An 11,165-nucleotide genomic window follows, 5' to 3' on the forward strand; every position below is an offset into this window, starting at 1 on the left:
AAGCTATCAGTAGAAATCTGTCCTACAAATAGCTTGCTTTTCTTGTTTTTTAAGTAAGTTTTACTATCCAATGAATGGTATGAACATTGGGATGACAACTACTGTTACAACCCCAACTACCGTTACAGCAATACTTGCCATTGCTGCCTCTACCTCACCCATTTCAATTCCTACCGCAACTCCTAATGCATGACCCGCTGTTCCAAGCGCTAAACCTTTTGCAATCGGATGTTTCACTCTAAATGTTTTTAAGAATAATGCTCCTAATGCGTATACGATAACTGCGTTGAAAATAACTGCAAACGATGTAATTGCTGGAATACCACCAATACTTTCTGAAATTGGTAACGCAATTGCTGTTGTTGCTGCTTGTGGTAGCATTGAATTCATTACTGCTGTATCTAAACCGATTGCTTTTGCAACAATTAACACGACAATTACTGAGCAAATAGATCCAACCACGATAGCTGATAAAATTTGCCACCAATATTTTTTCAACTTATCAACTTGTTTATAGAGTGGGATAGCAAATGCAATGGTTGCTGGCTCTAAGAAGAAACTAATCATTTTTCCGCCAGTATTATATTCTTCAAAAGTAAAGTTACCTACCTTTAGAAAGACAATCCCTAATACCATCGCTACGAATAATGGCGTAAATAGGAAGAACCCTTTTGAATGCTTGAATAATAATGTTCCGATTCCGTATGCGATTAATGAAACGACGATTCCGAAATATGGAGTCATTGTGCTTGCCATGTTCATTACCTCCTAACAATATATAAATGCAATGGTTACGCAACCTTTCCGTGCTTGCGTCCTTTATTTACTACTTTCAATTCTTTTGTATCTTCTGTTTCTTTTTCATCTTTTCCTAAAATAAATTGTGCAAATAACCCTGTTACAGCGAGTAAAATAACTGTTGCTACAACAATTACAGTTAAAATTTGTACAAAGTATTGCCCCATTACACCAAGAGAATTAATAACTGAAATACCTGATGGGACGAATAAGAATCCAATAATACCTGTTAAAGCTGTTCCGAGTGATTCAACTTGCTCCAATTTAATAACTTTTAAACATAATAGACTAAATAAAATAACTAACCCGATTACCGATGAAGGCATTGGAATTGGTAAATGTGTTGCAATAATATTAGAAATTAACATAATAGCTGAGAATATGAATGCTTGTGATAAGAAACTATATACTTTTTTCGTACTCATTTTGGCCACCTCTTTCGATTTGGTACCTTTATTGTATAGGATACAAACGTATAAGTAAGCGTTTACATAACAGAACGTCAAATATACAGAATCAGTTACAAATATAAAAGGATGAAATACAAAAGCTGCTTCTTAAATACGAAGCAGCTTCTTGAGTTCTTTTGCATATGTACGGCTAACAGGTACTTTCGATCCTTCTTTCATGATTAAATTATAAGTAGAATTAAACCATGGCTGAATTTCAGTAATATGATTAATATTCGCAATAAAGCTACGGTGTACGCGCATGAAGCTTGCTTGTGGTAACTTCTTCTCTAGAATTACAAGTGTATCATGTGTTACATACGTTTCCCTCATTGTTTTTACTGTGACTTTCCCATCTACAAGCCCTACATATATAATATCTTCAATATTCACAAGTACGATTGATTCTTCAATTGGTAATGCTAATTTATGCATCTCTGCTGTTACATCTGTCCCCTTTATTTCGTGCTTCGTTTCTATTTGCGCTTGTTTTTGTTTTTTATACTTCTTTAATGTCTGCACAATACGCTCTTCATCAAATGGTTTTAAAATGTAGTCTAACGCATCTACTTCAAATGCTTGCAGCGCATATTGATCATAGGCAGTAGCAAATACAATTGCAGGTGGATTTTTCATCTTCTTTAATATATTCGCGATTTCAAATCCGTTATCATCGGATAATTGAATATCTAAAAACACAATATCTGGTCTACTTTGCATTAGTTCTTCTAATGCGTCTTCCACACAATCAGCCTCACCAATTATCTCAACTTCTTTCGTTCTCTCTAATAAATACTTTAGTTCATCACGTGCTAACATTTCATCGTCAACTACTAGTACTTTTAACAATCTGCTCTTCCTCCCCTACTTTTTTTGGAATAACAAAAGTAATCTCTGTCCCCTCATTTAATTCACTTTCGATATGAAGCATCGTTTCTTTTCCAAATAATCCAATAAGACGTTCATTAATATTATATAAAGCTGTTCCAGTCCCTTTCTTTGACGAAACTACCATCTTTCCTAATTGTTCTAAACGTTCTTCCTCAATTCCCTGTCCATTATCTTTTACTTCAAAGTGAACCATACCCTCTTTTTCAAAAACATGCACTTCCACTTCGCATACTGGTTGCTTCTTCGGAAAAGCATGTCGCAATGCATTTTCAACCAATAGTTGAAGAACAAATGGTGGTACTAAAGTTGTCTTTAGCTCATCCTCAATATACATCTTTACCTCATACTTATTTGGGAACCTTGCTTGTTCTAGTGATAAGTATGCCTGTACATGGTTTAATTCTTGTTCTAGTGGAATCAATAACTGACGTGCCCCTTGCAAATTACAACGGAAATATACGCTAAGCTGTAATAATAACTTCCTTGCTTTTTCTACATCTGTTCGGCATAAAGCTGATACTGTATTAATCGCATTAAATAAAAAGTGCGGGTTAATTTGCGCTTGTAATGCTTTTATCTCCGCATCTTGAAGTAATTTACTTTGCAACTCAGCTTCTCCTAACTCTAACTGCGTGGAGAATATTTTTGCTAACCCTTCTGCTAATTCCTCTTCCACACGACTTAACTGGTTAGGATTTTTGAAATAGAGTTTTAATGTCCCTATCGTATTTCCATGCGAAGTTAGTGGAATTACAATCGCCGCTTGCAAAGGGCAGCCTTCATGTTGACAATTAATAACCTCACGTGATTTCGCTTTCATTATTTTTCCTGTGTTTAACACTTCTTTCGACAAACCGGTTATTAAACTATGTGAAGGAATATGGTGATCTGATGCTAATCCAACATGAGCTAATATTTTCTCTGTATCTGTTAAGGATACCGCATCTGTTCCTGTAAAACGGTGAATAATTTGTGCCACATGCTTACATGATTCTTCTGTTAAGCCTTGGCGGAAATACGGTAACGTTTTATCTGCAATACGTAATACTTTATGAGTCTGAAGTGCCTTTGCATTCTCCTCCTGACGCAAAATAGCTTGTATCATAGAAAGTAAAATAAAACTTCCAAAACTATTTACAAGAATCATTGGTATCGCTATTGTTTTCACAACGCTAATTCCATCCTCTATAATTAATAAAATCATAAGCATTTCTAAAGATACGATAAAAACACTTAAAACTGCTGAAAATTTAGGAGTAATTGTACGATTATATTTTTTGAAAATATATCCGATATAACCAGTTATAATCCCAGCTAAAATAGAAGAGATTGCGCAGCTTAGCGCTGTCGTACCACCAAGCATATAACGATGAATACCAGCAATAAATCCTACTCCAACCCCTACGATAGGGCCACCAAGTAAGCCGCTAATACCGACACCCATAATACGCGTATTCGCAATTGTACTTGACGAAGAAACACCTTGTAACCAGTTTTCATTCATAATCGTATTTCCTGCTATTTCAATCCCAGTGTAATTGCTTACAATTGTAAATACCGAAAAAATACAAATAAGCTTCAGCTTATCTACATAGCCATCCTGTTTATGAAGGAGGCGTCTGAAAGTTTTAATATGAGAGAGTAAAAATCCTAAAATAACTATAAGTCCGACTCGTTCAATCATCATGAGTACTAAATTTAGCATCTTTGATTCATTCCTTTTTATTTAGTTAGTTTTATTATGGGAAAATAATGAAGTCGGCGTCAAGAAGAACGAAATATTTTTTGAAATATTTTACACATAATAACTTCCTCTTTATTTGACAATACAATAGAAGAGTGCTAAAAATAAAGTAATATAATACAGTCCTTTAACCCAACCCCGTGAGGTTGAGAAGGAAGTCGGAATATAATATACGTATGTTCTTTTTGGGGGATACGTATGCTTTTTTGGCCTTCTCATCATATCAGGTGAGAAGGCCTTTTGTTATTCTTCCATAGCGACTGTAGAAAATAAGGAGGAGTAATAATGAACGTCACTACTGATGTACAACAAATAACAGAGGAGACGAAAGCGAAAAGATATAAAACATTATTTGGTTCTGCGCTAGGATATGCAGCAGAAGGTTTAGATATGTTGCTATTATCTTTCGTACTTGTCTATATTTTAAAAGAGTTTCACTTAAGTCCTGTTGAAGGTGGAAACTTAACATTAGCTACCACAATAGGGATGTTAATTGGTTCTTATTTATTTGGATTTATTGCTGATTTATTTGGCCGTATTCGTACAATGGCCTTCACAATCTTACTGTTTTCACTAGCAACCGCACTCATTTATTTCGCAACAGACTACTGGCAATTATTAATTCTGCGCTTTTTAGTTGGAATGGGGGTTGGTGGTGAATTCGGAATCGGAATGGCCATTGTAACAGAAACATGGTCTAAAGAAATGCGCGCTAAAGCGACATCTGTTGTTGCACTTGGATGGCAATTTGGTGTACTGGTTGCTTCACTCCTTCCAGCATTTATTGTCCCGCACTTTGGATGGAGAGCCGTTTTCTTATTTGGATTAATTCCAGCTTTACTAGCTGTCTATGTCCGTAAAAGTTTAAGTGAACCGAAAATATGGGAGCAAAAACAACGCTACAAAAAGGAACTGTTGCAAAAAGAAGCTACAGGTAAATTAACAACTACTGAAGCAGAACAACTAAAACATATAAAAAAATTCCCACTTCGAAAGTTATTTGCCAATAAAAAAGTAACAATTACAACAATCGGTCTCATTATTATGTCGTTTATCCAAAACTTCGGATATTACGGAATCTTCACATGGATGCCCACTATTTTAGCAAATAAATATAACTATACATTAGCAAAAGCAAGTGGCTGGATGTTCATTTCTACCATCGGTATGCTAATTGGAATTGCAATCTTTGGTATTCTAGCTGATAAAATTGGTCGCCGTAAAACTTTTGCAATCTATTATATTGGCGGTACAGTATACTGTCTCATTTACTTCTTCTTATTCACAGATTCAACATTATTATTATGGGGAAGTGCATTGCTTGGATTTTTTGCAAATGGAATGATGGGAGGATTTGGGGCAATTTTAGCTGAAAACTATCCTGCTGAAGCTCGCTCTACCGCTGAAAACTTTATTTTCGGTACAGGACGTGGGTTAGCTGGATTTGGGCCTGTTATTATTGGCTTACTCGCTACAGGTGGCAACCTACTTGGAGCATTGTCCTTGATTTTTATCATCTACCCAATCGGGTTAATTACAATGCTACTATGTGTACCAGAAACAAAGGGAAAAGTATTAGATTAAACGTAAAAGAGGAAGCATCTCATTTAAGATGCTTCCTCTTTTACGTTTTTATTTATTTTGATTTACTAGCCTTCTGAAATAAGAATGCAGTTTTATCTTCTTCTTTTACAATACCTTGTTTTAATGCTAATTCTCCCGCAACTTTAGGCGCTAACCATAGCATTGGGAATAACAAAATTGATACCGGAACTGCCGTCACCACGATAAACGATTGTAGCGCATTAATACTTCCTTCACCCATATATAAAAGAATTGCTGCAACTGCGCCCATAATAAGCGACCAAAAAATTCGCAAACTAATTCTAGGATCTCCGTCTCCAGTCACTGCCATTGAAATGGAATACGCCATTGAATCTCCTGTTGTCACTACAAATAAAATTGTTAATAAAAGAAATGCTGGTCCAATAATATTAGAAAGTGGCAATTGTCCTGTAATTGCAATCATAGCTGCCGGCATACCAGATTCACTTAATGCGTCCGAGATAGACCCAGGATTCATCAACTCATAAAACACGCCTGATCCACCTAATATAGTAAACCAAAACGTTGTAATAATAGGTGCGATAATTCCAATTGCAACGATGATTTCTCGAATCGTTCTCCCTCTTGAAATTCGACTCACTAAAATTGCCATCATTGGTCCGTATCCAATAAACCATCCCCAGAAAAAGATTGTCCAAGATCCTAACCAACTTGCATCACCACGGTATGTGCTCATCGGTATAAATTCATTTACATAAAATCCAAACGAAGAAACAAACGAATCAATAATAAATCCACCTGGCCCAAATAGTAATATGAATGCCATTAATACAATTGCTAATCTAACATTTAAATTACTTATAATTTGAATCCCTTTATCAATACCTGTTACTGCCGATATGGTAGACACGGCCACCACACAAACAATAATTGCTAATTGAGTAGTAAACACATCAGAAATTCCAAATAATTCTTGTAATCCATAACTTGCTTGTAAACCTAAAAATCCAATTGGGCCAATTGTACCTGCAGCTACTGCAATAATTGCAGCTGCATCAATTATCGTTCCAAGCAGGCTCTTTCTTAATTTTTCCCCAAAAATAGGATATAAAAGCGTTCGAGGTTTTAGCGGCATATCTTTATGATAATGTCCATACATCATAACTACCGCACTAATTGTACCTAAAATCGTCCATGCTAAAAATCCCCAATGCATATAACTTTGTGCTAAAGCAGGCATGACTGCTTCTTTCGTTCCAGCAGATATACCATCATGTATTGGTGGCACCGTCATCAAATGATACATTGGCTCTGCTGCTGCCCAAAAAACGCCACCTCCGGCAAGTAATGTAGACATAATAATAGCAAGCCATTTTGCCGTACTAATCTCAGGTTTTTCTAATCCTCCAAGCTTAACTCTCCCATATTTGGAGAACGCCATACACATCGCAACAATAAATGTACCTAATAATAAAACTTGCCAGAAGGCACCGAAATATTTAATTGAAAAAGCGAAACTTTTATTAATCGCACTCTCTACATAATCCTTGTTCAAAAAAACTGCAATTACAAATAATAAAAGTGAACCACCACTAATAATAAATACAGGCCAATCAGTTTTTCGACTCTTCATCCTCATTTACACTTCCTCCTTCCTCAGCAATCTAAAAAAACAACTTTATTATGTTTTATTGTTTAAAACCAAAACACAATAATTATATATGCATAACATTTTATCGACTTCCCACACACTTATGTTGTCCCTAAAAATATGCCAAATCCCTTATTAAAAAGAAAGAATCTCTTCCTCTTACATATAAAAGCAAAACAAAAGACCTTATATTTCTATAAGGTCTTCGAAACAGAAATTTGATTATAACATAAGGAACTCCTTGGTTCAAAAAGCCTCTTCCAAAAATAACCGAGAGTAAAGGCTTCCATTTGCTACATAACAGTAATTAAAAAAAATTATATTTCACAGAAAAAACCTACACTAAATATCATTTATGAAAGAAATTTGGCTTCAAAATTTCATTCGGATACGGTTTATGATAAATGTGGGTGGTAGCTGGAGATAATGGTGGAATAAGCCATACCCAATTACCTGTTACAACACGACCACAAGCAGCTTCTTGCTTCTCAAATTGCTGAAATTGTTGTGCAGCAGTATGGTGATCAACAATACTAACTCCTTGTTTTTTAAAGGAGTGTAGTACGGCAATATTCAACTCAATTAGCGCCTTATCTTTCCATAAGGTACCGTTTCTCGATGTATCTAAATCCATCATCTCCGCAACAGCCGGAAGTAAATTATAACGATCATGATCTGCTAAGTTGCGCGCCCCAATTTCTGTTCCCATATACCATCCATTGAACGGAGCGGCTGTATAAGAAATACCGCCAATTTCTAAACGCATATCTGAAATCATTGGAACACCATACCATTTTACTCCAAGTGATGAAATAGGGTATTCCGGGTGTTCAATTGGCACTTCTTTTACTTCTTCTCTCGGAATTTCTTTATATATAGGCGCTTTTCCATCTATAGAAAACACAAGTGGCAATACATCGTAATTCGTACCTTCTCCTTGCCAACCAAGCTCCTGACAAAAGTCCGTAAATGTAGCGGAATGAGAATCACCAATCACTCCCGTTTCTGTTTTATATCCTGCATATCGAATCAATTGGTGATTATAAATTCTTATATTATTTTCTTCACCTTGATATTGCTTAAAAATCGTAATGGTTGGTTTAACTTTTCCGTCGTTCGTTGCATATTTAATATGATGAATTAATGCATTATATACACCCTCTTCATCATTTACTTCGCGCGCATCTAATATGTGCATCTTACTCCAAAATAGTCTTCCAATACATCTATTACTGTTACGCCATGCCATTCGTGAACCATGAACAAGTTCTTCAAATGTATGCTCATATGTCCCTGTCTTCTCTATCTCAATTTGAATTTCTTTTATACGTTCTTCTATCAATTGTTCTTTATGAAGCTCCTTATAACAAATCGTAATAAAATTACTTGCTTCCTCTATTAATTGTTTCGTTTTACTCATAAACAATCTCCTTCTATTTCAACAAAACCCTGCTACTTTACAGTATAAGCAAAAAGGATAGGAGTCACAAATGAAAGTGAGAGTGTTACTTTTATTGTAATATTTTTCAGAAAATTAATGGAATTACTATTGACTTATATGGAAAATAGGTGTATTTTTGACTCAGGTAAAGTGTTTTTACCTAGACCAACTTTTTAAGTCGAAAGGAGGGAATGTTATGTCTTCATTTCAATTGCCAAAGCTTTCATATGACTATGATGAACTAGAGCCACATATCGATAGCAATACACTTGCCATTCATCATGGAAAGCACCATGCGACATACGTAAACAATTTAAATGCTACTTTAGAAAATTATACTGAATTACATAATAAATCTTTAGAAGAATTGCTATGTAATTTAGATGCTTTACCGAAGGAAATTGTTACAGCTGTACGAAATAACGGTGGTGGTCACTATTGTCATAGTCTTTTTTGGGAAGTGATGAGCCCACGAGGTGGCGGTGAGCCTAATGGAGACGTTGCAAAAGTAATTGATTATTATTTCAATACCTTTGACAACTTAAAAGATCAACTTTCCAAAGCAGCTATTAGTCGTTTTGGAAGTGGCTATGGATGGCTTGTTCTTGACGGTGAGGAACTCTCTGTTATGAGTACACCAAATCAAGATACGCCTTTGCAAGAAGGGAAAATCCCCTTACTCGTAATTGATGTATGGGAACATGCTTATTATTTAAAGTATCAAAATAGGCGCCCAGAGTTTGTTACCAACTGGTGGCATACAGTAAACTGGGACCAAGTAAACGAGAAGTATTTACAAGCAATTCAATCACAAAAACATTAGTCGTACGTATAAGGTAAATTTGGTAATGTAAAATCAGTATTGTCGAAATCCTCCAGAATCCCCCGGATTGCCACCGGGGGATTTATGATTACTTCATTGTATTTATATAATGTTTTAAAATATTTTTTATTTCTAGTTTCAGCTCTCGGAACAAAAATCCGAATTCACGAGCCTTTCCATTATGTAACGTACAGTTAGTTACCTCATTATAAGGAGCTATATTTCCCCCAGCTTTCTGAATGAGTGCTTTTATTCCTGTCTTCTCTTCTATGAAATGAATAATTTCTTCCATAGAAACTACTCCGTTACTACAGGCGTTAATTGGTCCTCTCACATTTGCCATTCCGCACCAAGCTAGAAACTCTCCTGCCTCTTTTTCATGTATAAATGACAAAGTTCCATCTACATGATCCACAACGATAGGTTTTTGGTTCACAATACATTCAACGTAAAATTGTAACCTTTTCGTATAATCATTTTCTCCAATAACAACTGGAAAACGCACTGCAACGACTGGGAATGTTGCATGTTGAAATACAACGGCTTCAGCTAATCTCTTTCCTTCACCATAATTGAAGTCATTCCTATCTCCATACGCGATTGCATACTCGTACGGATTAAAGTCTTCTTCTGATAAGCTTAGGGCAGGTTCATAGACGGCCATTGAAGATGTCATAACATATTTCTTCGTTTTCCCTCGTAACACTTCACATATTACCTTCGCTGCATTCGAGCTATAGCATAAATTATCGTATACAATATCATAACTTTTATCTCCTAGACGCTCTGCTAGTTGTTTTTCATCTTCCCTATCTACAATAAGTCTTTTTACTCTACTGCCAAAAGAATCTTCCGTAATTCCTCTCGTCGCAATCGTTACATCGTGCCCCTCTTGCAAAAGTGCTTCTACTAAATATTTACCAAAAAATCTTGTTCCCCCTAGCACCAATACTTTTTTCAACTTCATCATCCCCACTTTAGCAAATTGTAAAATACTACCTCTCTATTATAAGTGCTAACATATAAAAAGCATGGAATTCGTTTAACGATTCCATGCCTTTATACAGATAATATATTAACGTACTCGATATTTATAAATACAATAACAGAAGTATAAAATAGAAATTACAGATACATAAACCCATAATTCATATACGAATCCCTCTCCCCACACTCCCATAAAATAAAAGAGTGAAGGTAAAGTCAATGTTACCCATGATTGTACGAAGGCAATCCTTCCAAGATATTGATTAATGTTCTTCTTTTGTGTATTTAATACAAAGAATAAATACCAAAGTAATGCCCACATAAACCACGTTAACGCATTAACAACATCATGGAATTGAACAAATGAAACAACCATATAGAATAAGGCTATAATTGCTACCCAAATACAAAACCATCCTAGACCACTACTATCCATTCCTTTTATAAAAGTAACACCTACATATAAATAAGTTAATCCAAATAAGAAAGTAGCCGCATATGAATACACTGTCCAATTGCTTTGGTCAGAAATCATAATCAAATAAAACGGAATAATAATTTGTAGTGCACCCACAAATAAATTAAAAACACCCGCACTTTTCATCTCTGCTTTCCCTAATATAACAAGACTATTTAAAAATAAAGCTGCTCCTGAAAGTAATAATCCTACATAACCCATATATATTCGTGTGAAAATCTTTACCTTTCACACTTTTAACCTCCCCACACTATAAAATGATACTTATATTATTTTTCTTCCCATTTAAAACTACATACATAATTTTTCACCTAAATAAGTCAGACCTCCTACCTCA

At 35.3% G+C, this 11,165-nt stretch carries 10 protein-coding genes; 2 read left to right on the forward strand and 8 right to left on the reverse strand.

The features are described 5' to 3' along the window. Positions 1 to 63: 63 nt before the first annotated feature. From lrgB to lytS, 4 genes are all read right to left on the reverse strand, one after another. Complete coding sequence (gene lrgB / locus ACQGS6_RS16615) at positions 64 to 756, reverse strand: antiholin-like protein LrgB (RefSeq protein ID WP_426965329.1); 693 nt, start codon at positions 754 to 756, stop codon at positions 64 to 66. Positions 757 to 791: 35 nt separating this feature from the next. Next, positions 792 to 1,223 carry an antiholin-like murein hydrolase modulator LrgA gene (gene lrgA / locus ACQGS6_RS16620; RefSeq protein ID WP_000104901.1) on the reverse strand — a complete coding sequence of 144 codons (432 nt, stop codon included), beginning with the start codon at positions 1,221 to 1,223 and terminating at the stop codon, positions 792 to 794. Positions 1,224 to 1,355: 132 nt separating this feature from the next. Beyond that, complete coding sequence (locus ACQGS6_RS16625; protein WP_000921840.1) at positions 1,356 to 2,096, reverse strand: LytR/AlgR family response regulator transcription factor; 741 nt, start codon at positions 2,094 to 2,096, stop codon at positions 1,356 to 1,358. After that, a complete protein-coding gene (gene lytS, locus ACQGS6_RS16630) occupies positions 2,074 to 3,843 on the reverse strand; it encodes a two-component system sensor histidine kinase LytS (protein WP_000933589.1) in 1,770 nt (589 codons plus the stop codon). Before lytS ends, ACQGS6_RS16625 begins: the two co-directional genes overlap by 23 nt. Before the next feature lie 324 nt (positions 3,844 to 4,167). On the opposite strand from lytS, the gene ACQGS6_RS16635 reads away from it, so the two are divergent. Continuing rightward, complete coding sequence (locus ACQGS6_RS16635; protein WP_001103408.1) at positions 4,168 to 5,466, forward strand: MFS transporter; 1,299 nt, start codon at positions 4,168 to 4,170, stop codon at positions 5,464 to 5,466. Positions 5,467 to 5,518: 52 nt separating this feature from the next. Here ACQGS6_RS16635 and ACQGS6_RS16640 read toward each other — a convergent pair whose 3' ends face one another. Next, on the reverse strand, positions 5,519 to 7,087 hold the full coding sequence (locus ACQGS6_RS16640) for a BCCT family transporter (RefSeq protein WP_058840410.1): 1,569 nt from the start codon (positions 7,085 to 7,087) through the stop codon (positions 5,519 to 5,521). A 361-nt stretch (positions 7,088 to 7,448) separates the two neighbouring features. Beyond that, entirely contained in the window at positions 7,449 to 8,519 is a 1,071-nt protein-coding gene (locus ACQGS6_RS16645; protein ID WP_000047625.1) for a nitric oxide synthase oxygenase, read from the reverse strand. Positions 8,520 to 8,736: 217 nt separating this feature from the next. On the opposite strand from ACQGS6_RS16645, the gene sodA reads away from it, so the two are divergent. Then, positions 8,737 to 9,363, forward strand: coding sequence for a superoxide dismutase [Mn] (gene sodA / locus ACQGS6_RS16650; RefSeq protein WP_000094035.1), 627 nt, complete (start codon positions 8,737 to 8,739; stop codon positions 9,361 to 9,363). An 88-nt stretch (positions 9,364 to 9,451) separates the two neighbouring features. Here sodA and ACQGS6_RS16655 read toward each other — a convergent pair whose 3' ends face one another. Together ACQGS6_RS16655 and ACQGS6_RS16660 are read right to left on the reverse strand one after the other, a co-directional pair. Beyond that, positions 9,452 to 10,333, reverse strand: a complete 882-nt coding sequence (locus ACQGS6_RS16655) for an NAD-dependent epimerase/dehydratase family protein (protein ID WP_080450970.1) — start codon at positions 10,331 to 10,333, stop codon at positions 9,452 to 9,454. Between the two features lie 105 nt (positions 10,334 to 10,438). Beyond that, entirely contained in the window at positions 10,439 to 11,029 is a 591-nt protein-coding gene (locus ACQGS6_RS16660) for an AmiS/UreI family transporter (RefSeq protein WP_000542569.1), read from the reverse strand. Between the last annotated feature and the right edge of the window lie 136 nt (positions 11,030 to 11,165).

Source organism: Bacillus sp. GMs2/2 (assembly GCF_050172095.1).
Classification (GTDB): Bacteria; Bacillota; Bacilli; order Bacillales; family Bacillaceae_G; genus Bacillus_A; species Bacillus_A cereus.